The 23,135-nt window shown below is 71.9% G+C and carries 17 protein-coding genes and 2 tRNA genes; 12 read left to right on the top strand and 7 right to left on the bottom strand.

The window, feature by feature from the left end; genetic code table 11:
- Nucleotides 1-17: 17 nt before the first annotated feature.
- The 3 genes from POL72_RS30095 to POL72_RS30085 all read right to left on the bottom strand — a co-directional run bounded on the left by POL72_RS30095 (nucleotide 18) and on the right by POL72_RS30085 (nucleotide 3,432).
- The gene (locus tag POL72_RS30095) at nucleotides 18-1,376 is read right to left on the bottom strand and encodes a peptidase associated/transthyretin-like domain-containing protein (protein WP_272099553.1); all 1,359 of its coding nucleotides are present in this window, start codon (nucleotides 1,374-1,376) and stop codon (nucleotides 18-20) included.
- Nucleotides 1,377-1,470: 94 nt separating this feature from the next.
- A complete protein-coding gene (locus tag POL72_RS30090) occupies nucleotides 1,471-2,520 on the bottom strand; it encodes a hypothetical protein (RefSeq protein ID WP_272099551.1) in 1,050 nt (349 codons plus the stop codon).
- A 411-nt stretch (nucleotides 2,521-2,931) separates the two neighbouring features.
- Nucleotides 2,932-3,432, bottom strand: a complete 501-nt coding sequence (locus POL72_RS30085) for a YbjN domain-containing protein (protein ID WP_272099549.1) — start codon at nucleotides 3,430-3,432, stop codon at nucleotides 2,932-2,934.
- A gap of 129 nt (nucleotides 3,433-3,561) precedes the next feature.
- On the opposite strand from POL72_RS30085, the gene POL72_RS30080 reads away from it, so the two are divergent.
- On the top strand, nucleotides 3,562-5,373 hold the full coding sequence (locus POL72_RS30080) for an N-acetylmuramoyl-L-alanine amidase (protein WP_272099547.1): 1,812 nt from the start codon (nucleotides 3,562-3,564) through the stop codon (nucleotides 5,371-5,373).
- A gap of 49 nt (nucleotides 5,374-5,422) precedes the next feature.
- Here POL72_RS30080 and POL72_RS30075 read toward each other — a convergent pair whose 3' ends face one another.
- Both POL72_RS30075 and POL72_RS30070 read right to left on the bottom strand, forming a co-directional pair.
- On the bottom strand, nucleotides 5,423-6,010 hold the full coding sequence (locus POL72_RS30075) for a response regulator (RefSeq protein WP_012236418.1): 588 nt from the start codon (nucleotides 6,008-6,010) through the stop codon (nucleotides 5,423-5,425).
- 3 nt (nucleotides 6,011-6,013) lie between these two features.
- Nucleotides 6,014-7,006, bottom strand: a complete 993-nt coding sequence (locus POL72_RS30070; protein ID WP_272099544.1) for an NUDIX hydrolase — start codon at nucleotides 7,004-7,006, stop codon at nucleotides 6,014-6,016.
- Nucleotides 7,007-7,500: 494 nt separating this feature from the next.
- Between POL72_RS30070 and POL72_RS30065 the strand changes: the two genes are divergently transcribed.
- A complete protein-coding gene (locus tag POL72_RS30065; RefSeq protein WP_012236416.1) occupies nucleotides 7,501-7,863 on the top strand; it encodes a TraR/DksA family transcriptional regulator in 363 nt (120 codons plus the stop codon).
- A gap of 126 nt (nucleotides 7,864-7,989) precedes the next feature.
- On the opposite strand, the gene uvrA is transcribed toward POL72_RS30065, so the two are convergent.
- A complete protein-coding gene (uvrA, locus tag POL72_RS30060) occupies nucleotides 7,990-10,959 on the bottom strand; it encodes an excinuclease ABC subunit UvrA (protein WP_272099542.1) in 2,970 nt (989 codons plus the stop codon).
- 229 nt (nucleotides 10,960-11,188) lie between these two features.
- Between uvrA and POL72_RS30055 the strand changes: the two genes are divergently transcribed.
- The 10 genes from POL72_RS30055 to POL72_RS30010 all read left to right on the top strand — a co-directional run bounded on the left by POL72_RS30055 (nucleotide 11,189) and on the right by POL72_RS30010 (nucleotide 21,291).
- Nucleotides 11,189-12,247 carry a formylglycine-generating enzyme family protein gene (locus POL72_RS30055; RefSeq protein ID WP_272099540.1) on the top strand — a complete coding sequence of 353 codons (1,059 nt, stop codon included), beginning with the start codon at nucleotides 11,189-11,191 and terminating at the stop codon, nucleotides 12,245-12,247.
- Between the two features lies 1 nt (nucleotide 12,248).
- Complete coding sequence (locus tag POL72_RS30050; protein WP_272099538.1) at nucleotides 12,249-13,238, top strand: formylglycine-generating enzyme family protein; 990 nt, start codon at nucleotides 12,249-12,251, stop codon at nucleotides 13,236-13,238.
- A gap of 316 nt (nucleotides 13,239-13,554) precedes the next feature.
- Nucleotides 13,555-13,628: transfer RNA gene (locus POL72_RS30045), tRNA-Ile, on the top strand.
- Between the two features lie 35 nt (nucleotides 13,629-13,663).
- Nucleotides 13,664-14,419: a zinc ribbon domain-containing protein gene (locus POL72_RS30040; RefSeq protein WP_272099536.1), complete on the top strand. Its 756-nt coding sequence runs from the start codon at nucleotides 13,664-13,666 to the stop codon at nucleotides 14,417-14,419.
- A 15-nt stretch (nucleotides 14,420-14,434) separates the two neighbouring features.
- The gene (locus POL72_RS30035) at nucleotides 14,435-15,706 is read left to right on the top strand and encodes a serine/threonine-protein kinase (protein WP_272099534.1); all 1,272 of its coding nucleotides are present in this window, start codon (nucleotides 14,435-14,437) and stop codon (nucleotides 15,704-15,706) included.
- 161 nt (nucleotides 15,707-15,867) lie between these two features.
- A complete protein-coding gene (locus tag POL72_RS30030; protein WP_272099532.1) occupies nucleotides 15,868-16,389 on the top strand; it encodes a hypothetical protein in 522 nt (173 codons plus the stop codon).
- 24 nt (nucleotides 16,390-16,413) lie between these two features.
- Nucleotides 16,414-18,816, top strand: a complete 2,403-nt coding sequence (locus POL72_RS30025) for a PrkA family serine protein kinase (RefSeq protein ID WP_272099530.1) — start codon at nucleotides 16,414-16,416, stop codon at nucleotides 18,814-18,816.
- Between the two features lie 8 nt (nucleotides 18,817-18,824).
- The gene (locus tag POL72_RS30020; RefSeq protein WP_272099529.1) at nucleotides 18,825-19,619 is read left to right on the top strand and encodes a TatD family hydrolase; all 795 of its coding nucleotides are present in this window, start codon (nucleotides 18,825-18,827) and stop codon (nucleotides 19,617-19,619) included.
- Nucleotides 19,620-19,685: 66 nt separating this feature from the next.
- Complete coding sequence (locus POL72_RS30015; protein ID WP_272099527.1) at nucleotides 19,686-21,074, top strand: TonB family protein; 1,389 nt, start codon at nucleotides 19,686-19,688, stop codon at nucleotides 21,072-21,074.
- Nucleotides 21,075-21,214: 140 nt separating this feature from the next.
- Nucleotides 21,215-21,291: transfer RNA gene (locus POL72_RS30010), tRNA-Met, on the top strand.
- Between the two features lie 59 nt (nucleotides 21,292-21,350).
- Here POL72_RS30010 and POL72_RS30005 read toward each other — a convergent pair.
- Nucleotides 21,351-23,048 carry a L,D-transpeptidase gene (locus POL72_RS30005; protein WP_272099525.1) on the bottom strand — a complete coding sequence of 566 codons (1,698 nt, stop codon included), beginning with the start codon at nucleotides 23,046-23,048 and terminating at the stop codon, nucleotides 21,351-21,353.
- Nucleotides 23,049-23,135: the final 87 nt, after the last annotated feature.

Genomic DNA, 23,135 nt, shown 5'->3' with positions numbered 1-23,135 from the left:
GCTCCTGGGAGGTGGAGTCAGAAGGCGCCCGCGACGCTGAGGGTGGCCTGACCTGGCGCCACGAACGGCGCGATCGCGGTGATTCGCGGCCCGTCGGCCGCGGTCTGCTGCTTCTGCGGGTACCAATCGATCATGGCGTAGGTCGCGGTGCCGACGACCCCGACGCCGAAGAGGACCCACCCGGTGATCGCCCAAGGGACCGCGCCGTCAAAGCGGTCGAGCTTCTCGCGGAGCTTTCCGCACGCGTTCCTGAAGTCGGGCAGGTCGCCCGACGGATCTTCGCGCGCGCCACAGGGCTGAGACCTGCGGTTCGCGGGGATCGCGCTCTGGTGACCCGCGACGTACGCCTCGATCTGCCCCCCGATGTCGTCGGCGCTGCTGCGCGCGTCGACAGTGATGGCCGAGCCGACGATCCCCATGACCAGGCCGACCCCGGCGACGCCGGTCCCCGCCCAGGCGAGCGGCTTGCGCGCGTACCAGTGGAAGAACGGCTCGCGTCCGCCGGAGGCCTGCGCCGGGCCCATCGAGCCCATCGTGCTGCTCGTCGAGACGCTGAAGCCGCCGGAGCCCGCCGGCGCTGCGGGTGATGGTGAGGGGCTCGGCGCGGCTGCGCCAGGAGGCGTCGCGCCGGGAGCGGGCGCGCCCGGCGCCGGCTGCGCGATGTTCGTCGCTGGAGGCGGTGCTGGCGCCGGCGGCGCCGCGGTTGAGGTGGGCGCACCGGCCGGCGTCGCCGGGGTTGGCGCGCCGACTGGCGGCGTCGCGGGCGTCGCGCCGGTCGTCCCCAGGGTGAGCGTCGCGGGCGTGGCTGTGCCGACCTTCGCGTCCACCTGGGTGGTCGCTGATCGGTCCTGGTAGGTCGCGAACAAGGTGTGCTTGCCGGGCTTCACGAACACCGGATCGAGCAGCGGCGCCTTGCCGATGAGGACGCCGTCCACGCTGATGTCCGCGCCATTCGCGTCGGCGCTCACGATGAGGAAGCCGGTCTTCCGTTTCACATCGGCGATCGCCTTCTCCGCTGCGGCGCGCTGCTCCGGGGTCGCCGCGGCGTGCTCGCGCAGGAACTGCTGCAGGTGCTTGCCGGAGTCTTCGAGGTGGTTGGAGCGAAGCTCGCTCTGTCCGAGGTTGAGCAGCACGGCCGGGTGTCGCTTGAGCGCGTAGACCTGGAGGAAGGCGGTGCGCGCCTCCTCGAAGCGACCGCCGTCGTACGCCTTGACCCCTTCCTCGTAGCGCTGGCGCGCGACCTCGGTCACGGGATCGGACGGTTGCGCGAAGCTCAGCGGCTCGCTGAGGAGAGAAGGGGGGAGCCCGGCCTCCGTGAGCACGGCGGGAGCGATCAGCGAGAGCAGGAGGACTGGGGCGCAGGCGCGTGTTTTCATGGCTCCTCAGATCGGGCTTCGCCTCGTCGGCGTCCGCAAAAGGGTACGAACGATTGCAGCAGGCCTCGCTGCCGAGGCGAGAAAGAGGTGCGCTTCAGAACGGCGCATCGCGGATGATGCCGCCGCCCTTGCTGCCTCCGGTCGAGCTCGTGCCACGCTGCGCCGGCGCTGGAGGCGCGGGCCTCTGTGCAGGGGGGGCCGCCGTCGGCCTGGTCGCTGGCACCGCGGGCGCCGCTGCGCTCCCGGTGGAAGCGGGCGCCGTGGCAGAAGCAGGCGCCGTGGCCGCGGGAGGCGTCGCGACAGAGGCAGACGGCGTCGCGCCGGCAGACGTCGTCGCCGCGGGAGCCGGAGGAGGCGACGGCGCTGAGGCGCTCGGCGCCGGCGAGGCGCCGTCGTCCGCAGCCGCGGCGGCGGTCGATGCACCGTGGGGCGCCTGCGAGGCGGCGGGGGGCGTTGTCGCTGTGGCGGGTGTCTCCGCCACCGACGATGCCGCCGGGGGCCCGGGATCCTCTCCGGCGTCGTCTTGACGCAAGGTGCGAACGACGACGAGCAGCAAGGCCACGCCCGCGAGGGCGAGCACGACCCGCAGCGCCGTCTTGTTCGGCGTGGACACGGGGATCTCGATCGGATCGTGGTCTTCCGTGCGGACGCCGGACGCGGCCACGGAATCAGCGCTTTCCCTGGCCGGCTGCGCCGCGCGGGAGCCCCTGCGCGCCGGCCGGGCCGACGGCGGTTCATTCTCCGGGGGCGGGGAGGGGGACTGCTTCACCCGCGGCTGCGGCTCTGCGGCGTGCGCGCCGCCCGCGGCCACCGGCTCGGCGGTTGGCGCGCCAGCCTCAGACGCCGGCTCACCCACGCCCATCTGTGTCTTCCCGGCAGGCGCGGGGTGCTGGTCCCGCGTCACCGCGCCGCTCTCCTTGGCGATCGGGGAGCCCGCGTCCGCGGCGCCGCCGGCCGTCCGGGCGTCGATGAGCGTCTGAGGCGCGGGGCCGGCCTGCTCACTGGCCCCCGCCGCTCCCGCGTCGCGGGACGTGGCCCCCGCCGCGGGCGGCCCCGGCGGGTCGTCGCCGATGGCGATGGTCGGGACCCCCTCGATCACGGTGTCGGGCACGCTGACCGCGCCGGCCGGGGGGGCTTCGAGCACGCGCGTCGTGGGCGCCGCAGGTGCAGCAGGAGAAGGCGCCGCCGCGGGTCCAGGCTTCGCCGCAGGCGCTTCGGCGGGGGAGGCCGTCTGAGCTCCCGACGATTTCGCAGCGGGTGCGCCGGGCTCCTGAGCGACGGCGCCGCCGCGCGCGTCGCCTCGTGCGCCCGACAGCTCGTCGAACCCCTCCCAGGATGGCCGGATCGACGAAGCGATCCGCTCCGCCTCCTCCGCAGAGAGGGAGCGCTCACCAGGTTCCGCGGTTGTCGATTGCTCCCCCGCAGTCATCGCGGTGAGGAACTTACCACCCGCGTCTGCTGCACCGCAATCTCGCGACGGATCGGCGCATCACCGGCTGCCGCGCACGGCGGGGGCGCGCGCCCCCCGGCGCCCCCGGAAACCACCGCGAACGGCTCACCCGCCGCGCACCTCGCGCAGCAACGCGTCATCCCAGGTGTCGGCGACCTGGCTCACCGTCGTGACGATATCCTCGAACTCTTCGTACTCGAGGGCGCTGAGGCGCCGCAGGCAGCGCACCACCACCTCGTTGCGCGACTTGTCGATCGCGAAGGCCGCGTCGGAGGTGGCGATGAAGCTGAGCTCCAGGAGACGCCGGTAGAAGGCCTCGCGCCCGCTCAGCGGGACGGCCATGATGGGCGAGAAGACCATCAGGACGCCCTGAGCCTCCAGCACGTTGACGCCGATCGTCGCGCTCCCGTGCTGAAGCTGCGCGTATCCCGTCTCGTCGAGCGTGCTGGCGCAAGCGCCGCTCGGAGGTCTGGCCCCGCCCTGAGAGCTCGCGTTGTACCGGGCGAGATACGCGTTGACCATGCTCGTCGCGTCGGCAAACCTCTCCCCCGACGCGCGGTCCGCGTAGAGGGGTAATGTGGATGAAGTGGGCGTGAGGTCGGGCACGTGAAACCTCCTGGACGCATCGCCAGTCGCTCGGCGCGCGGGGCTGAACTGGCGAGCCGACAGCTCATCAGCTCGGCGTGGTTGCATCGTAGCGCCCCGGCGTTCGCGGCGATCTCGCTTTTTGCAGTGGTGGCGCACGCCACCTTCGGGTGCAGCGCGGAGGGCAGCGCGCCGGCCGCGCCCGCCGGCATCTCCGACGAGGAGCGCGCCGCCGCGCTGCTCGATCCGGCGGCGCTCCTCCCCCCCCGCGCCGAGACGGTCGCCATCGCCGATGCCGTCGCCATCGCGTCATCGCGCGCCGGGGCGCCGGCGCAGGCGGCCTCGCTCGCGGAGCTGGCCGGCGATCTTCGCATGCGGCTCTTTCGCCTCGATCAGGCGGTCACCGACGCGCGCGAGGCGATGGAGCTCTACGGCGCGGCGGCGACGGCCTTCCGCGCCTCGGCCGATCCGGCCCACGTCGAGCGCGCGTGCCAGGCCGAGCGCCGCCGCGCGCTGCTCGCCGGCGAGCTCGCTCACGACGCGGCCGTCGCGTACCGCGAGCTCTACCTGGTCTCGCGGCGCTACGCGGCCCTCGCCCCGCCCGCGCCGTCCGGCGGCGCGCCGCGCTCGCAGTGCCTGGGCGCGCTCGCGCTCGCGCTCGCGCAAGCCGCCGCCTACCGGCCGAGCGGGGACGCGCTCCGCGCGCTGGAGCAGGAGGGGCACCGCGTCGAGGGCGTCGCGCTCGCGCTCGCATCGGGGCCCGCGCCGGGCTCCTCCGCCGCGCCCGCGAGCTCCGCGAGCGCGGCGCCGGTGCAGGTGACGACCGCCGAAGCCACCGGCGATGTCGTCGTCGCCCCCCGGGCGCCGGCCGCGCCCACCGGCCCGGTGAAGATCACCTCGATCGAGCGGCACGGCTCGGACAAAGGGGCGCGCGTCGTGGTCGAGCTCTCCGCGCCGACGACGTTCGACGTCGGCACGCTCGCGGCGGACGAGAGCGCCGGCAAGGACGCGCGCGTGTTCGTCGACATCGCCAGGGCGACGTCGCGCGGCGTCGCGCGGGAGATCGAGGTCGGCGGCGTCCTGCGGCGGGTGCGCGTCGGCGTCCAGCCGAACGGAACGCGGGTCGTCCTCGATCTCGCCGCCAACCTGCACCGCCGGATCTTCTACCTCCCCGATCCGTTCAGGATCGTCGTCGACGTGAGCACCCGCGCTCCGCTGCGCGACGACAAGGACAACCCCGGCGGCGCGCGGGAGGTCCGGCGCGTCGCGATCGACCCGGGGCACGGCGGGAACGACACCGGCGCCGTCGGCCCCACGGGGTTGAGGGAGAAGGACGTGACGCTCGACGTCGCCCACCGCGTCGCCCCGCTCCTCGCGCGCGAGCTCAAGATCGAGACGCTCCTCACGCGGGACAGCGACACCTACGTGCCGCTGGAGCTCCGCACCGCGCGCGCGAACGCGTTCCACGCCGACCTGTTCGTCTCGATCCACTGCAACGCGAGCGAGAACGGCCGCGCTCGTGGGGTCCAGACGTTCTCGCTCGCGGCCCCTCACGACGGCGAGGCGACGTCGGCGCAGCTCGCGGCGCGCGAGAACGCCGCCCGCGCCGAGCGGGGAGGGCAGGGCGTGGATCTGGGTGATCCCGGCGCCCGCCTCGAGGTGGCGGCGATCCTGTCGAACCTCAATGTCGGCGACATGGCGGCCCGCTCGCGCCACTTCGCCGAGCTCCTCCAGCGGTCGTCGCTCGCGTCGCTCTCGCCCCGCTACCCCGACACGAAGGATCAGGGCGTCAGGGGCGCGGGCTTCTTCGTCCTCGCGGGCGCCGACATGCCGGCCGCGCTGTTCGAGACGTCGTTCATCTCGAACCCCGAGGACGAGGCTCGCCTCGCGACCGCCGACTTCCGGCAGAAGATGGCGGACGCCATCGTGAACGCGATCCGCGCCTACCGCGAGGGCAAGTGAGGGGCGCCGCCGGCGCGCGCGGGCCGCGCAGGCGTCGCCCGCGCAGGCGTCACCCTCGCTCGAGGCCCATGAGCCGCTCGAGCGAGTCGCGCAGCTCGCCGGCCTCGCCCTTCTTGATGAAGTCGTAGGCGCCGGCCTCGGTCGCGTTCTTCTTCATGTCCTCGTGGTTCGAGTACACGATGCAGCGGATGTGCGAGGTCGCGTCGATGGAGCGGAGCCGCTCCAGGCAGCGCACGCCGTCGAGGCCCGGCATCATGATGTCCAGGATGAGCGCGTCGGGCTGGAGGTTGCCCACCGCGACGAGCGCGTCGAACGGATCCTGGAACGTGGTCAGGTCGAACCGCCGCGAGAGCGTCTTGCGGAGCGCGGCGAGGACGGAGGGGTCGTCGTCGACCACGACGACCTTCGGCTTGCCCATCCGGAGGATCTCCGGGATCGGGTAGCCGTACTTTCGGAGGAAATCGAGCACGTCCAGCCGCCGGAAGCGGAGGTGCCGTCCGGGCGTGCGGAAGTGGCGGATCTCCCCCTTGTCCGCCCAATTGTGGATGGTCTTGAGGTCCACCTGACAGAAGCGCGCGACGTCGCTCGCGGTGAACAGCTCGGGCTGCGTCGTGTTCTCTTTCGGGTTCGTTTCCATGGCTCACTCCTCGAGATCAGGCGTCGCCGGCACGGAGGGGGCATTCGTCTGGGGGGCGTCGAAGCTGGTCGGCACGGGTGGATCTGGCTCTCGTTCCTGTTTGATGTGGATCAGGGATCCATGTGCGCAGCATTCTTCGGCGACGAAGCGCCCGTTGCGCAGGACATAACGGGTCGGCCCCTCGGCGCGCCGATCGCGCGCCTCGTGCGAAGGGTCGCCTGGCAGCGCCAGGTAGGGCGGCTCGGCCCCGTCGCCCGGGACGAAGCGCGGACAGATCGGCAAGAGCGACTGGCGTTCCGCGAGCGCCACGGCGCTGCGCACGTCCAGGGCCGCGGCGAGGAGCTCGAGCGTGCGTGAAGTCGGCGGAGCGAGAAGGATCTCCCCACGCGCGGCGCGCTCCAGGACCTCGGACGGCGCCGCCCAGAAGCTCATCGTCGTCTCGTGTCCGTCGTGTCGCCCGATCTGGCCCGGCGGTAGCGGCAGCAGGAAGAAGCGCGCGTCGAAGCGCCGCGCCTCCGCGACGGGCGTGATCCACCGCGCCCACGGGACGAGCGCCGCGAGGGCGAGCTTCAGGCCACGCCGCGCGAGGACCGCATCGAGCGGCGCCCCGGCGGCGAGCTCCCGCCCGACCTCGTCGACGTCGTCGCCCGACAGCGGCGGATCGGTCGGCAGGATGCTTCCTTCCTCCAGCGTCTCGCGGCACGCGGCCACGCACAGCGCTCGCGCAGGCGTCTCGCCCGTCGCGAACGCAGCGGCGCGCGCTGGCGGCTCGGTCGCCCGATCCCTCCAGACTTCCGCGCCGTCCTGCGCGTCCACCTTCCCACCGGGGAACACCACGGCGCCTCCCATGAAGCTCGAGCTCGCGTGGCGGCGAACGCAGAACACCTCGATCCCCGCGTGACCGTCACGGAGGACGATCACCGTCGAGGCATCGCGGGGACGGACAGGGGTTCGGTTCTGATCGAAATCCAGCAATATGGGATAAATTTGTTCCACGTGAGCTGCCTTTCGTCAAACCGTCCGCTGCGTCTCACTTCCGGCGTGCTCTGTGGTGAGCATGCGGATTCGAGGCCAAGTCCGCCGCCTTTTCCGGTGGCTCGGGGACTTCCCGCAGATGCTTTCCACGCTGTCCCGACAACCGATGCCGACCGATGCCGCAGCGTCCGGTCGGTCGCGGGCGAGATGGCGCGTGACGACGCGCGTGACGTGCGTGACGCGCGTGACGCGCGTGACGACTGATGGCGAATCGAGAGGCGTCGGCCGCAGTGACAACGGGCGATCTCTGCCTGCGACGGAGGCGTCGTTGACGGGCTCGGCTCCCACGCTTAGAATCCCGCGCCTCGCAATTTCGGGGGGGTGTCTGGCCTCTCCGGACATGTCGCGGAGCCGTAAGCCCCGTCCCGGCAGCCGGGGTCAGCGCCCCGCGGCTTGCATGCGCCAGGGAGCTCAGGACGGCAGCGCCGAACGGCGCATTCGACGCGAGAGGACCTATGAACAAGGCCCAGCTGAAAAAGTTCAAGACCCTGCTTGAGACGAAGCGCGACGAGATCGTCAAGAAGGCCAAGCAAACGCTGACCGAGGACATGATGCTCGACGCGAACGATCTCCCTGACGAGATGGACCTCGCGTCGAGCGAGTACCTGCAGTCGTTCACCTTTCGGCTCCGTGGCCGCGAGAAGTCGTTCCTCGACAAGATCCAGAAGGCCCTCGTGAAGATCGAGGACGGCTCGTTCGGCAAGTGCGAGGAGTGCGAGGAGGAGATCTCGGCGAAGCGCCTCGAGGCGCGCCCCGAGACGACCCTGTGCATCCGCTGCAAAGAGGATCAGGAGAGGGTCGAGAAGGACTACGGCTGACGCTGCGCCGCGCGCGGAGGCCGCCCGTCGGTGGCCTCCACGCGCGATGGTGCCTCCGCGCCGTCGGGCGTGCGCTCCCGCTCCCGGTCCGCGTCGCGCGGACGGGACGGGGCCACGCCCGTTCTGCTATTTGCGGGCGGCCGCGCGGGCGCGCGGCGGCTGCGGGGTGCGACGCTTCGCCGCCGTGAGCGTTTCACGCAGGTACGCGCCGGTGAACGACGCCTCCTCCTGCGCGATGTCCTCCGGGGTGCCGGCGGCGACGATCGTCCCGCCGCGCTCGCCGCCCTCGGGGCCGAGGTCGATCACCCAGTCGCTGCAGGCGATCACGTCGAGGTTGTGCTCGATCACGAGGACCGTGTTCCCCGCGTCGCGCAGGCTCATCAGGCTCGCGGTGAGCACCTCGATGTCGGAGAAGTGCAGGCCCGTCGTCGGCTCGTCGAGCACGTAGAGCGTGCGGCCGGTGGCCTTGCGCGCGAGCTCACGAGCGAGCTTCACGCGCTGCGCCTCGCCGCCCGAGAGCGTCGTAGCCGGCTGCCCGAGCGTGATGTAGCCGAGGCCGACCCGCGCGAGCGCGGCGAGCCGCTCCCGGACGCGGGGGAGCGCCTCGAACTGGTCGATCGCCTGCTCGACCGTCAGGTCGAGGGCGTCGGCGATCGACATCCCGCGGTAGAGCACCTCGAGCGTCTCGCGGTTGTACCGGCGGCCGCCGCACGTCTCGCACGTCACGAAGATGTCGGGCAGGAAGTGCATCTCGATCCGGAGCACGCCGTCGCCCTGGCAGGCCTCACAGCGGCCGCCCTTCACGTTGAACGAGAAGCGGCCCGCCTTGTACCCGCGCGTCCTCGCCTCCGGCAGGCCCGCGTAGAGCTCGCGGAGGAGCCCGAAGACCCCCGTGTACGTCGCAGGGTTGGACCGCGGCGTGCGGCCGATCGGGGCCTGATCGATCGAGATGACCTTGTCGATGTGCGAGAGGCCCTCGATGCCGTCGCAGGCGCCGATCGGGGCGGAGCTCCTGTACAGCTCGTTCTTCGCGGCCGGCAGCAGCGTGTCGACGATGAGGCTCGACTTGCCCGAGCCGGAGACGCCGGTGACCGTGCAGAAGAGGCCGACGGGGATCTCGGCCGTGACGTTGAGGAGGTTGTGGGCCCGCGCGCCGCTCACGCGGATGAAGCGCCCGTCGGGGCGCCGGCGCTTCGTGGGGATCGCCAGCTGCTTCTTGCCGCTGAGGTAGGGGCCCGTGATCGACGCCGGATCGGCGCTCAGCTCCTCCGGCGTGCCCTGCGCCACCACGTTGCCGCCGTGCACGCCCGCGCCCGGGCCCATGTCCACGATGTGGTCGGCCGCGAGGATGGCGTCGCGGTCGTGCTCGACGACGACCACGGTGTTGCCGAGGTCCACGAGCCGCCTGAGCGCCTCGAGCAGGCGCGTGTTGTCGCGCGCGTGCAGGCCCACCGAGGGCTCGTCGAGCACGTAGAGCACGCCGACGAGCGCGGCCCCGATCTGCGTCGCGAGGCGGATGCGCTGGCCCTCGCCGCCGGAGAGGGTCTGCGCGGAGCGGTCGAGCGTGAGGTAGTCGAGCCCGACGTCGATGAGGAACCCGAGGCGGGCGATCACCGCCCGGAGCAGCGGCTCGGCGATCGCGCGCTCGCGCGGCGCGAGCGCCCCGTCGACGTGGGCCTCGCCCGCGGCCTGCCCATCGGCCGGTGCCCGCGGCGCCCCTTCCTTGGGCGGCATGAGGCCCTCAAGGAAGACGCGCAGCGTGCGCAGCGGCAGGGTGCCGACGTCCGCGATGTTGCGATCCCCGAGGCGCACGGCGAGCGCCTCCGGGCGCAGGCGCCTGCCGTCGCAGGCGTCGCACACGCGCGTGATGACAAAGCGGCCGATCTCGTCGGAGAGCGCGGCGCTGTCCTCGTCGGGATCGGCCTCCTCCTCGTCGGCGAGGGCGGGCTCGCCGCTGCTCAGCAGGCGCTCGAGCCGCGGGATGATCCCCTCGTAGGCGGCCCTCTTCTTCCCCCGACCGCCGGCGGCCGGGGCGTCGCTCCCCTCGAGGATCGCCTGCCGCACCGCCGCCGGCAGCTTCGCCCACGGGACGTCCGGATCGCAGCCGAGCGCGCTGACGGCCCGCTCCGTCTCCGTGGCGAGCGAGAGCGAGCCGCGCCGCCCCCAGGCCACCACCGCGCCCTCGCGGAGCGTGCGCCGAGGATCGGGGACCACGCGGTCCGGATCGATGCGGGTCCTCGCGCCGATGCCGTCGCAGGCGGGGCACGCGCCGTGCGGGCCGTTGAAGGAGAACATCCGCGGCTCGATGGGCGGCAGCGAGATCCCGCAGTCGATGCACGCGAAGCGCTCGCTCATCCAGAGCGGCTCGATCTTCATGCCGTCGCTGGAGATGTCGACGAGCAGCCTGCCCTCGCCCAGCTTGAGCGCGAGCTCGACGGAGTCGGTGAGCCGGCCCTTGATGCCGTCCTTGACCACGATCCGGTCCACGACCACATCGAGGTCGTGCGCGCGCGTCCGGTCGAGGACGATCTCGTCGCCGAGATCGACGATCTCGCCGTCGATGCGCGCTCGCACGAAGCCCTCCCGGCGCAGCCGCTCGATGTCGAGCTTCAGCTCTCCGCGGCGGCCGCGCGCGATGGGCGCCATGATCGTGACCCGCGTCTTGTCGCCGAAATCGAGGATGCGGTCGACGATCTGCTGGACGGTCTGGGCCTCGATCCGCTTGCCGCACGCGGGACAGTGCGGCGTGCCGACCCGCGCGAAGAGCAGGCGGAGGTAGTCCGAGATCTCGGTCACCGTACCGACGGTCGATCGCGGGCTCTTCGCCAGCGCGCGCTGCTCGATCGCGATGGCGGGCGAGAGGCCCTCGATCGACTCGACGTCGGGCTTGGACAGCTGCTCGAGGAACTGCCGCGCGTAGGCGGAGAGCGACTCGACGTAGCGGCGCTGCCCTTCCGCGTAGATGGTGTCGAACGCCAGGGACGACTTGCCCGAGCCGCTCGGGCCGGTGATCACCACCAGGCGGTCGCGCGGAAGCGACACGCTGACGTTCTTGAGGTTGTGCTGCCGGGCGCCTCGAACGACCAGTCGATCCATAGGGGGAACCGGAGAGCTATCACACACGGAAGCGGGCGTGGCGCCGCTCCTGCTCGCCGCTCGCTGCTCTGTCGGCTCTGTTGCCCCGCCTCGTCGTCGCGCGCCGCGACGCGCCGCGCACGGCGCGGGCGCGGTCTTCCGGTTGTCTTGCAATTCTTCTCACGTCGCTGCGCTGCGAGCTGGACTATGAGAGGGCGCGCAGGTGGAAGCGCGTGCAAGGAGTGTCCTGATGGCGGTCGGCGCCGGCGCTGCGCTCGGCGTGGTCGCGCTCCTCGCGCGGTACGCGCCCGAGCTCGACGCGCTGCTGCTCGCGCCGCCCTCTCCGTCCGGGCGCTTCGAGCCCGGTCCCGCTGCGGCGCGTTCTGCCGGGCCCGCGGCGCCCGCGTCGCTCACGCCAGCACCCGCAACGGCCGTCGGTCAGGGGGAGCCAGCAGCGCCCGCGCCGGGCTCGCCTCCCGGTGCGGCCCCGGCCTCACGAAGCGCGAGCCCGCGTGCCGCCGCGGCGGCCCCGCTGGTCGATCCCTTCGCGGCGGATCCGGTGGCGCGCGCTGCGTGTCCCGCCGACATGACCTTCGTGGAGGGCGATTTCTGTCCATCCCTCCCGTATGTCTGCACCCGCAGCGGCGACGGAGCCGGCCATGGCTGCCCAGAGTACGGGCGCGGCGCCCGCTGCGGGGCTCCGGTGGATCACCGGCGCTTCTGCATCGACCGCCACGAGTGGCCGAACCGGGTGGGCGAGCTCCCGCGCGTCTACGTCGACTGGTACGAGGCGAAGTCGCTCTGCGCCTCGATCGGCAGGCGGCTGTGCCGGCGCTCCGAGTGGATGCTCGCTTGCGAAGGACCGAAGCGCCTGCCGTATCCTTGGGGCTTCGTGCGCACGCCCAGCCCTTGCAACATCGACCGCGCCGCGATCGAGTTCGACATCGACGCCATGGTGGACGAGGCGACACGCGAGGGCGAGATCGCCCGGCTGTGGCAGGCCGATCCCATCGGATCGCACCCGAACTGCATCAGCGCTTACGGGGCGTACGACCTCTCCGGCAACGTCGACGAGTGGACCGACAACCTCGCCGACGATCCGGGCACGTCGCGCCCGGCCACGCTCAACGGCGGCTACTGGGGTCCTGTTCGGAACACCTGCCGCCTCACGACCGGAGGGCACGGGCCGAGGTTCAAGTTCTACCAGGTCGGCTTCCGCTGCTGCGCGGACACGGTCGACGGCGTCGTCACGCCGCCGCCGCGGCCGTTCATCGAGCGCGACCGCGAGAAGGACGGCGTGTACGACTGACATGCGCGAGCGCATCGCCTTCATCGCCGCCCTCGTCGTCGCCGCCCTGGTGAGCGCGCTCCTCTTTGCCCCCCGCTTCCAGAGGCCGCCTGGGCAGCTCGACGCGGCGAGCGCGGCCCCGGTCGCGAGCGTCGCCCCGCCGGAGCCGGCCCCGCCGGCGCCCGCGCTGGCGCCTCCGGCGCCGCCGCCGCTGCCTGCGTACGTGCGCGTCGACCCGGAGAGCCGCTCGGCGTGCCTCGGCGGGATGGTGCTCGTCGACGGCATCTACTGCCCGTACGTCGGGCACCACTGCGCCGCGTACATCGACGAGGAGAAGGACATCTGCGCGCGGTTCGAGCCGGAGGTCCTCTGCGAGGGGCGCCTTCAGCACCGGCGCTTCTGCATCGACGTCTTCGAGTACCCGAACATCGAGGGCGTCCGCCCGGTGGTGATGGTCAACTGGCTGGAGGCGAAGCGCGCCTGCGAGATCGAGGGCAAGCGGCTCTGCTCCGGCGAGGAGTGGGAGTTCGCGTGCGAGGGGCCGCAGATGTGGCCCTATCCTTATGGGATCGCTCGCGATCCCGACGCCTGCAACATCGACAGGAAGATCTCGATGCCGGTCCTCGAGACGTTCGCTGATCCATGGAAGATCTCGGCGGAGGTCGAGCGGCTCGATCGCCGGGTTGCGTCCGGGGAGATGAGCCGGTGCGTCAGCCCCTTCGGCGTGCGCGACATGACCGGCAACGTGGACGAGTGGGTGAACAACGAGCTCGGCATGCTGGACGAGAAGCCGTTTCGATCGACGCTGAAAGGGGGGTACTGGGGGCCGATCCGCTCGCGATGCCGCCCGGTCACGTCGACGCACAACCGGTGGTTCCGCTTCTATCAGGTCGGGTTCCGGTGCTGCTCCGACGCGCTCGACGGCGGCAAGGCCGTGACCCCGGCAGCCAAAACGGCGCGCATCCCGCGCCGCAGCCCGATGGTCGATCCGGGCGGGCGGCAGGGGCCGTGAGGGGCCGCGGCTCGATCGGGCCTGTGGCGCGGCCTCGGGCGTGGCCTCGGGCGTGGCCTCGGGCGTGGCCTCGGGCGTGGGCTGACCGCGCACGCCGGCGCAATGTCCGTGCGCGATGTCCGGCGAGGGCCCTCGTCGCGCTGCGCCCCGTCGGCGGACGGGCTTCCTTCACGGCCGAGCCACCCCTGACCGCCGTGGCGCCATCGGAGAACCCGGTCCGGCCGAACCGCTCCCCTTCCAACTGCGCGCCGCTTGGACTACGTTGTCCGCCGGTGCGAAAGTGGGCGGACCCGATCGGGGGTTCGCCCTTGTACCAGGGCCTATAGCTCAATCGGTCAGAGCCCCCGGCTCATAACCGGGCTGTTCCTGGTTCGAGTCCAGGTGGGCCCACGAAAGCCACGAAACAGAAGGAGACAAGGAAGCACGTGAGCATCCGCGAGCAGATCGCATTCCTCGAAGAGCTGTCGGCCATCGACAGCGAGATCCGCCGCATCGATGAGCAGCTCGACAAGCAGCGCGGCAGCCTGGAAGGGATGCGGTCCGATCTGAAGCGGCTAGAGGAGCGGCTGAAGGGCGATCGGGAGACCCTGGCGGCGATGGAGAAGACGCGCTCCGAGCTCGCCGTCGAGCTCCGCCAGATGTCGAGCCAGATCGAGCGCTCGCGGGAGAAGCTGCAGCGCTCCCGGAACGAGCGCGAGTCCAACGCGGCGCAGCGCGAGATCGAGGAGCTGCGCAAGCTGCACCGCGATCGCGAGGAAGAGATCGAGCGGCTGAGCTCGGCCTCGGAGGGTGCGCGCTCGGCGATCGATGTGGCGGAGGCGAAGCGCGTCGACCTGGCGGGGGCGATCGACGGCAGCGCGCCGGGGACGCAGGCGTCGCTGGCGGCCCTCGAGGCCGAGCGCGGCCAGCGCGCCGAGGCGCGCCAGCAGGTGGTCGGTAAGCTGCCGGTCGTCCTGTACCGCCGCTACGAGTCGATCCGGACGCGCAGGCCCGTCGCGATCGCCCGCACCTACGACGGCACATGCCTCGGCTGCCACCTGTCCGTGCCGCCGATGATGTTCCAGAAGATGCGCCGCCAGGAGGAGTTCGAGCGGTGCCCGAACTGCAACCGGATCCTCTACTACATGCCGCCGGAGCCCGCGACGGGCAGCACGCCGGCCGCGGACCCCTCCCGCGCCTGATCCAGGGTGCGCGGCTTGAAGACGTGTTCCGCCTGCTTCAGGCTCTTCTCGCACGACAGCGGCTTCTGTCCGGTCGACGGGCAGCGCCTCATCCCGGTCGCTGAGGTATCGCCGCCGGTCCACCCGGAGGACAGGCGCGTCGGCGCGACCCTCTGCGGTGGGCGCTACCAGGTCTGGCGGATCGTCGCCGACGGCGGCATGGGGCGCGTCTATCAGGCGCTCGATCTGCGGACCGGCCGCAGCGTCGCCCTGAAGATCCTCCACCCCGAGGTCGCGCTCGACGAGGTGAGCGTCGAGCGCTTTCACCGCGAGTTCGAGGTCAGCGCGTCGCTGCCCCACGAGCAGATCGTCGACGTGCTCGCCTTCGAGAAGACCGAGGACCACAGCTTCGCGCTCGTCATGGAGTACCTCGAGGGCGAGGAGCTGCGGACGGTCCTCAAGCGCGACAAGGTGCTGCCTCCCGAGCGCCTGGTGCGGATGCTGTCGCAGATCGCGCTCGGCCTCGAGGAGGCCCACAAGCGCAAGGTCGTGCACCGCGATCTCAAGCCGGACAACATCTTCCTGGTCGGCACGCACGACGGCGACATGGTGAAGATCCTCGACTTCGGCAGCGTGCGCGACAACAGCGAGGGCGCGAAGAAGCTGACCGTCGTCGGCACGACGATCGGATCTCCCTTCTACATGTCCCCCGAGCAGGCGCAGGGGCTGCTCGCGCTCGACCATCGCGCCGACGTCTGGTCGGTCGCGGCGATCGTGTTCGAGTGCGTCACGGGGAAGGTCCCGTTCCACGCGCCGACCGGTCCGATGATCCTCGTGGCCATCATGGGCAGCAACCCGCTGCCTCCGAGCGTTGCGGGCAAGGCTTACGGGGCGCCGGCCTCGCTCGATCCGGTGATGGAGGAGGCCTTCATGAAGAGCCCGGAGGCGCGCCTCCCCTCCGTCGGCCTGCTCGCCGATCGCGTGGGCCAGGCGTACGGCCTCGCGGGGTCGCACCGCGACTGGGCGTACCTGCCGCAGAAGGAGCTCGCGGCCCGGATCCGCGCCGCGCCGCCGTCGGTCCTGGCCCGCCAACCGCATGCCCCGGCGAGCGTCGGCGCGGTCCCCGCCGGTGCGAGCGGCGGGTCGATCGCCGCCGCGGCCATCGCGCGCTCGCCGGACGCTGCCGAGGCGTTCGCCGAGGACATCGTGATGGGCGTGCCACAGCGCTTGCCGCGCTGGGTCATCCCCGCAGCGGCTGGCGCGGCGGTGCTGCTCTGTGCGCTCGTCGCGCTGCTGATTTCGCGCTGACGGCGGCGCCGGGCCGCGCGCTCGTGCGACGTTGCGCCTTACGCGCCGCGGCGGCGGCTGGGGCGTAAAGCGCGCGCGTGCTCCGGTTCAGTGCGCCATCGTCCTGGGCGCCGGGGCCCCGCGTTCGCGCTGGCGCCGCCGCTGTGTTATTTGTGTTGACCATGAGCACTCATCCTTCAACTCGGACCCGCAAGCCCCTCTCCGCCGCGATGTGCCTGATCGCGCTCTCCGGGCTCCCCGTCCTCGGCTGTAGCCAGAGCGAAGCGGCGACCTCTCGCGGCGCCCCCGAGGCAGCACCTGCGGCCCCACCCCAGGGCGGAAAATCGAAGGTCGAGGATGCGGTCTACACCCTCGAAATGAAGCCGACGGGGACGTACAAGGCCGGCCAGGAGGGGCTCGTGGAGGTGTCGCTCCTGTCGAAGGGCGACTACCACATCAACGACAAATACCCCATCAAGTTCAAGGTCACCGAGGCGGCCGCCGAGGGCGTTTCGTACCCGAAGCCCTTGCTCAAGCGCGAAGACGGCATGTTCGAGGAGAGCAAGGGCCTCCTCAAGGTCCCGTTCGTGGCGGCCAAGAAGGGCAAGACCAAGGTGGCGGGCGTGCTCTCCTTCAGCATCTGCAGCGCCGCGAATTGTTTGATGCAGAAGCAGGAGCTCGAGGCGATCGTCGACGTGCAGTAGGCAGAACGGTAAACTCAGCCTCACGTGAACAACGACACCTCCGGTTGCCGGGGGGGCCAGCCCAGCGAGGTCGGCCCCAGCCAGACGGTCCAAGGCAGTGCGGCTGAGCGGGCTCGAAAGGCCCTCTCCGAGCTCGATGCCATCGCCTCCTCGATGGCGCGGCGCTTCAACGAAGAGCAGCGGGTCCTCTCGTTCCAGCAGTACCTGGAGCTCTTCGCTTCCAATCCGGTCCGCTTCGGACGCGACGCGGCTCGCTACGTCCGCGACATGTTCGACCATTTCGGCACGCGGACGATCAAGAAGCCCTGGGGGGAGCTGACCCGGTTCCAGCTCTTCGATCTGCCGTGGGAGCTCCCCGCGACCGAGCCCGCGCAGCAGGGCGCGCCGGCCGCGGCCTCCTACCACGGGCGGGACTTCGCGCTGATCGGCCACGAAGAGCTCCAGGCCGAGGTCTACCGGGTGCTCTGCAACTTCGTGCGCGAGGGCAGGGCCAACAGGCTCGTCCTGATGCACGGGCCGAACGGCTCGGCGAAGAGCACGCTCGCCGCCTGCATCCTGCGCGCCCTGGAGCACTACTCGACCCTCGATGAGGGAGCCGTGTACCGCTTCCACTGGGTGTTCCCGAGCCGCAAGACGATGCGCGGCTCGATCGGCTTCGGCGGCGACGTGAAGGCGAGCGCCGCGGACGGCACGAGCTACGCCCACCTCGAGGACGATCAGATCGACGCCCGGCTCGTGATCGAGCTCAGGGATCACCCGCTGTTCCTGCTCCCGGTGCGAGAGCGTCGGGCGCTCATCCTGAAGCTCTACGAGGACGCCGGCGCGACGGAGCCGCCGCCCGAGTGGCTGATGAGCGGCAAGCTGTCCCACAAGAACCAGCAGGTCTTCGAGGCGCTCCTCGTGGCGAGCGGCGGCTCGCTCGTCGAGACATTGCGGCACGTCCAGGTCGAGCGGTACTTCATCTCCCGCCGTTACCGCGTCGGCGCCGTCACGATCGGCCCGGAGCTCTCGGTCGACGCCGGCGAGCGGCAGATCACGGCAGATCGCTCGCTCGCCTCGCTCCCGACCTCGCTCCAGGCGACGACGCTCTTCGAGGCGCACGGTGAGCTCATCGAGGCCGCCGGGGGCGTGCTCGAGTTCAGCGATCTCCTCAAGCGACCGCTCGACGCCTTCCGGTACCTCCAGCTCACGCTGGAGACGGGAGAGGTCAGCCTGCCGCAGCAGACGGTGCAGACGAACGTCGTGATGATCGGCAGCGCCAACGACGTGCACCTCAACGCCTTCCGGGAGCACCCGGAGTTCCCGAGCTTCCGCGGGCGCTTCGAGCTCCTGCGCGCGCCCTACCTCCGGAGCTACCCCGACGAGCAGGCGATCTACGACACGCAGATCGTCCCGTTCGTGACCCGCCACGTCGCCCCGCACGCGACGCGCGTCGCCGCGCAGTTCGCCGTGCTCACCCGGATGCGGCAGCCGGAGGCGAAGCGGTACCCCGACGCGCTCGCGCCGCTCGTCTCGAGCCTCACCGCCGTCGAGAAGATGGAGCTGTTCGCGACGGGCACGGCGCCGGAGCGGTTCGACGCCGAGGCGCAGAAGGTCCTGCGCGCGGGCATCGAGGCGATCTACCACGAGAGCGACGCGTCCGTGGACTTCGAGGGGCGCCTCGGCGTCTCGCCGCGGGAGGTTCGGACGCTCCTGCTCGACGCGGCGCAGAGCGAGGACCACGCGTGCCTCTCCCCGTTCGCCGTGCTCTCGGAGCTCGACGCGCTCTGCAAGCGGCAGGCGGAGTACGACTGGCTCAAGGAGAAGCAGCTCGCGGGCGGCTACCACGATCACCGGCTCTTCCGCGAGGTCGTGCGCACGCGCCTGCTCGACACGACCGAGGAGGAGATGCGGACGGCCAGCGGCCTCGTCGACGAGACGCGCTACGCCGAGCTGTTCGATCGGTACGTCTCCCACGTCGGCGTCTGGGTGAAGGGGGAGAAGATCAGGAACGCGCACACCGGCGACTTCGAGAACCCGGACGAGCGCATGATGCGCGAGGTGGAGGCGCTCCTCGGGGTCCGCACGAAGCACGACGATCACCGGCGCGGCCTGATCTCGGCCATCGCGGCGTGGGCCATCGATCACCCTGGCCAGAAGATCGTCAACGCGGTCGTGTTCCCGCAGCAGATCCGCAAGCTGCGGGAGGCGGTCTTCACGGAGCGGCGCAAGGGCGTGGCGCTCCTGGTTCGCGACCTCGTCGCGCTCCTCCGCGACGCGCAGAGCGACGGCAAGTCCGAGAAGGGCTGGGGCGAGCTGCGCGAGGAGGAGCGCAGGAACGCGACGCGCGCGCTCGAGCGGCTGCGCGGGATGGGCTACTGCGACCGCTGCGCGCTCGACGCCGCGAGCGCGCTGCTCCGCGCGCGCTTCGCGGAGCTCGTCACCTGAAGCGAAGCATGATCATCGACTCCCACTGCCACGTCGATCCGCGTCATTTCCGCGAGGGAGCGGACGCCGTCCTGGACCGCGCGCGGGCCGCCGGCGTGGACGCGTTCGTGGTCGTCGGCGTCGACGCGGATCTCTCCGCGGCGCGCTTCGCCGCGGATCTCGCCGCGCGGCGCGCCGACGTGCACGCCGCGGTCGGCGTCCATCCGCACGACGCCTCCGCCGTGGACGACCGGATGCTCGCGGAGCTCGAGGTCCTCGCGCGCCGGCCCGAGGTCGTGGCCGTCGGCGAGATCGGCCTCGACTACCACTACATGCACTCGTCGAAGGACACACAGCAGCGCGTCTTCGCCGACCTCGTCGCCCTCGCTCGGAGGGTGGAGAAGCCCATCGTCATCCACACGCGCGAGGCGCCGGAAGATACGCTCGCGATCCTGGCGCGCGCCCAGGCGAGCGACGTGGGCGGCATCATTCACTGCTTCTCCGAGGATCGCGCGTTCGCCGAGCGGGCGCTCGCGCTCGATTTCGACCTCTCGTTCTCGGGCATCGTCACCTTCAAGACCGCGCGCGCGATCCAGGAGGTCGCCGCATGGGCTCCGGCGGATCGGATCCTGGTCGAGACGGACAGCCCTTACCTCGCGCCGGTGCCGTTCCGGGGAAAACGGTGCGAGCCAGGACACGTGCTGCACACGGCGCGCTTCGTCGCGGAGCTCCGGGGCGAGCCCTTCGAGGCGCTGGCCGCGCGCACGGCGGAGAACACCCGCAGGCGGCTGCGGCTCCCGCTGGACGGCGCGCCCACCGGCTGAGACGAGCGCGCGCGGTCCTGCCTGCGGGCTCGCCCCAGGCGCGCCTCGAGGCATAGTGACAGCACGATGGCGCAGAGGTCTCGCGACGGCCGCCGGATCGCCTCCGCGTGGGCGCTCTCCGTCGCAGCCCACGCAGGGCTGGTGGGCGCAGGCGCGCTGGCCGTCGCAGGCTCGTTCTCGGCACGTGAGGTCGCGCGCGCGCGGACGGTCGGGTCGCCAGCCGCTGTGAGCACGCCGATCGAGATCGAGCTGCCCGTCGTCTCGGACGGCACGCTCGACCGCGCGGCGGCGACCGCGCCCGAGCTGGCCGTCCTCCTTTCGCGGGGCGGAGGGGAGGCCGCACCGCGGCCGGACACGGGGACGAGCGGGCGCGGCGGCACCGACGCGGCGGAGCTGCCTGCGTTGAACCTCGCCGACAGGGACGACGCGATCTTCCTGTCTCCAGAGATCCGCTCGCGCCTCGACAGGAGCCAGATCCAGCGTATCCGCTCGTCGCCCCAGCGCGCGTCGCGCGAGGACTGGCGAGCCAGCCGGGAGCCCATGGAGCTCACGTTCCTCGCGGGGGGGCGGGTGGGCCGTCGGCCCGAGCGACGCACGTCGGCCGACCGCGATCCGTCGCTCGGGGCGCGCGATGGCGGCGCGCCCCAGCGTCGAGGCGGCGTGCTCGGCGCTGCGGCCCAGCCTGCAGGCATCGACGGCGCGAGCGACGAGCCCGCTGCGCGCGACGCGACGCTCTCCCTGGGGGCGGGCCCGCGCGCCGTCGGCGGCGCCGTCGAGGGAGGCGCGCGCGCCTCCGCGGGGCTGGGCGTTCGCGACGCGCGGCCCGGCGAGGATCACCGCGAGAGCGCGGCGGTTCCGCTGGCCCGGCCGATGGTCGCGGTGGGCACGCCATCCGTCCCCGCCGACGCCGTGGGGCACCCGAACGACACGGTGGACAGCGAGCAGGAGGTGGCGACGGCGATCCAGTCGCTCGTCCACGCCAGCTCGGCCGGAGGGGTGCGTGGGTTCGGGCCAGGCGGACAGGAAGGACCGGGCGCGACCGGCGCGGGTGGCGTGGCGGGCCGCGGTGCGCGTTCCAGCGCGCTCGGCTCTGGGCGCGGCCGGCTGCTCGACAACGATCCGCTCGATCGCAGGCGCAGCCACTACATGAGGCAGGTCATGGCCAAGCTGCACCCGCTGTGGGCCGACGCGTTTCCCAAGTGGGCCGCGGGCGAGGGGCTTCAGGGGACCGTGATCGTGACCTTCGTGATCCGCGCGGATGGGACCGTGGGGAGCGCGTCGGTGACGCGGCCGAGCGGCATCCCCGAGTTCGATGAGAACTGCCGGCGCGCGGTGCTGCGCGGTTCACCGTACCCTCCGGTGCCGCCCGAGCTCGGCGAGAGCTTTCGGTGGTCGATGCCGTTCGACGCGAAAAACCCGGCGGTTCTGCCGAAGCACCGAGAGCGCGAACGGTGATCCCGAGCAATCTTCTGGGATGACTGCGGTGACCGTGATGACGGAGATGACCGTGATGACGGAGATGACCGCGTGTCGCGACGCGCACGACCTCGCTTGACAGAGTGGAGACGTGGCGGTACTAGTCCGCCCTCACTTTTGCCGAAGTAGCTCAGCTGGCTAGAGCAGGCGTTTCATACGCGCCGGGTCGGGGGTTCGATTCCCTCCTTCGGCACCAGCAATGGTGACAGTCGACCGCTGGCCTCCCTCGGAGGGCCAGCGGTGGCTGAGTGAACATCAAGGCCGCACGTGGACGAGGGTTCCTTCCTCGTCGTTGCTGTACACAGCGTGCCAGCCTTCGGGGAGCTCCGGCTCGGCCCACAGGAAGATGCGCCGCGCGTCGATGGGCGTCAGCGCGATGTCGTGGAAGCCCTGCGCTTCGCCGACCCCTGCGCCCAAGTACATGCCGGTGATCGCCTGGCCCGGCGCGAGGTCCATCACCCACGGGGCGTCGGTGACGTCGAAGCTGTCGGCGACCTCGCGCGGATCGATGTTGCGCGTGACGTGCTTGCTCCGCACGCGGAAGGTGCCGCGCGCGGTGGACGCCGTCGATTCAGGGTCGCGCAGCTGGTCGCGTCCGGACGAGATCAGCGTGGCGTAGATGGGCTTCTGTCCCTCGTAGGCCGTCAGCGTCTGGTTCACCAGGCTGACGTCGAGCCAGCGCTGCGAGCCTTTGGCGAAGTCGGGGAGCTTGGTGCGACGCACGACGACGACGAGGTCCTGTGCGCGCAGCCAGAAGCCGTCGCGCGCCTCCTCGAAACGGACGCCGTCCACCGTCCTGAACCTGCCCGTGAGCGGCACGCCCGTGTGGCGCTCGAGCTCCTCGTCGTTCTCGCTCGCCTTGCCGCGGCCGAGCGACCACGTGTGAACGTCGTGGCGATGGACGAAGGCCACAGGCAGGCCGAGCTTCTCGACATCGAGGCCGTGCCACGGTGATCCGAGCGCGGCCTGGAGCCGGTCGGTCGGGATGAGCCGTCCGTCGGGCGTCACGCCGAACCTGCGCCCGTCGGCCGCTCCCGCCGTGAACGCGCGGGTGATCGCGACCCCGCTGCCTTTGCGCAGCGCAACCGTCTTCAGCGCGGCGCGCAGATCGACGTGGGCGCCGTCCTTTCCGCCGATGTCGATGCCGAGCGCGGCGACGGGCGGGAGCGGCGCGACCGCGTCGGCGATCGGGAAGAAGAAGTACCCGGCCTCGGTCCTGCGCCCGTCCTCGCCGATGCCGTCGCCGCGCGGCAGCAGCACCGGGGGCCCGGAGGAGACGCCGCGCGCGTCCAGCGGGACGTCGTTGGCTGACGCGCCGAGCTGCGCGTCGCTGCGCTGCACACGCTCGAGGTGGCGATCGAGATCCGGCTCGGCGCGCTGCACCTCCTCGCGGCTCGGCACCCCGAAATACACCGGGGTGCCCTGGGTTCGCGCGCGGCCGTAGCGGTAGGGGAGGGGCCGCGACGTGTCGGGTGGAGCCGGCAAGAGCGCGAGCACGTCGGTGTTCAGCGTCGCGCCGTCGCCTGCGCAGACGAACCCGCGGGGGCGGACCGCATACCAACCGCCGCTGCACCCCGCGCGTCCGTACGGCTCCGAGGACCTCACGACGGCGGCGCCAGGATAGAGCTCGCCGAGCTTGCGTGCGCCCGCCTGCGGACGCGCGAGCACGGGCGTCCCTGCGCGAAGCGCGACCAGCTTGGGGCCGTCCGCCGGCAGCGCGGCGACCTCGAGCGCACCGTCGTCGCTCGCCCCCTCCTTCGACAGCTCCACCGCCGCGCCTGCCGGCTTGCATCCGCACATGGTCAGCGCGACGAGCACGCTTGCGAGCCGCCCATCGACGCGTCGCGAGCGGGGGCCGCCCTCGGTGCGCCGTGGCGCGCAGAGCAGCGGCGTCCGGCGGCGCGGAGACGAGGCCGAGCGGGAGAGATCCGTCGGCATGGAAGCGAGCGGCATCTGTCGATGCATGCCCGGCTGGCGCGCGCTGGGCCAAGTTCCGTGGCGTCGCCGGCGCATCGTCGGTGCGCTCGGTGCGCGTGTCAT

Source organism: Sorangium aterium (assembly GCF_028368935.1).
GTDB lineage: Bacteria > Myxococcota_A > Polyangia > Polyangiales > Polyangiaceae > Sorangium > Sorangium atrum.
The sequence above is the reverse complement of the archived record's forward strand: the minus strand, read 5'-3'. Positions and strand labels throughout refer to the sequence as shown.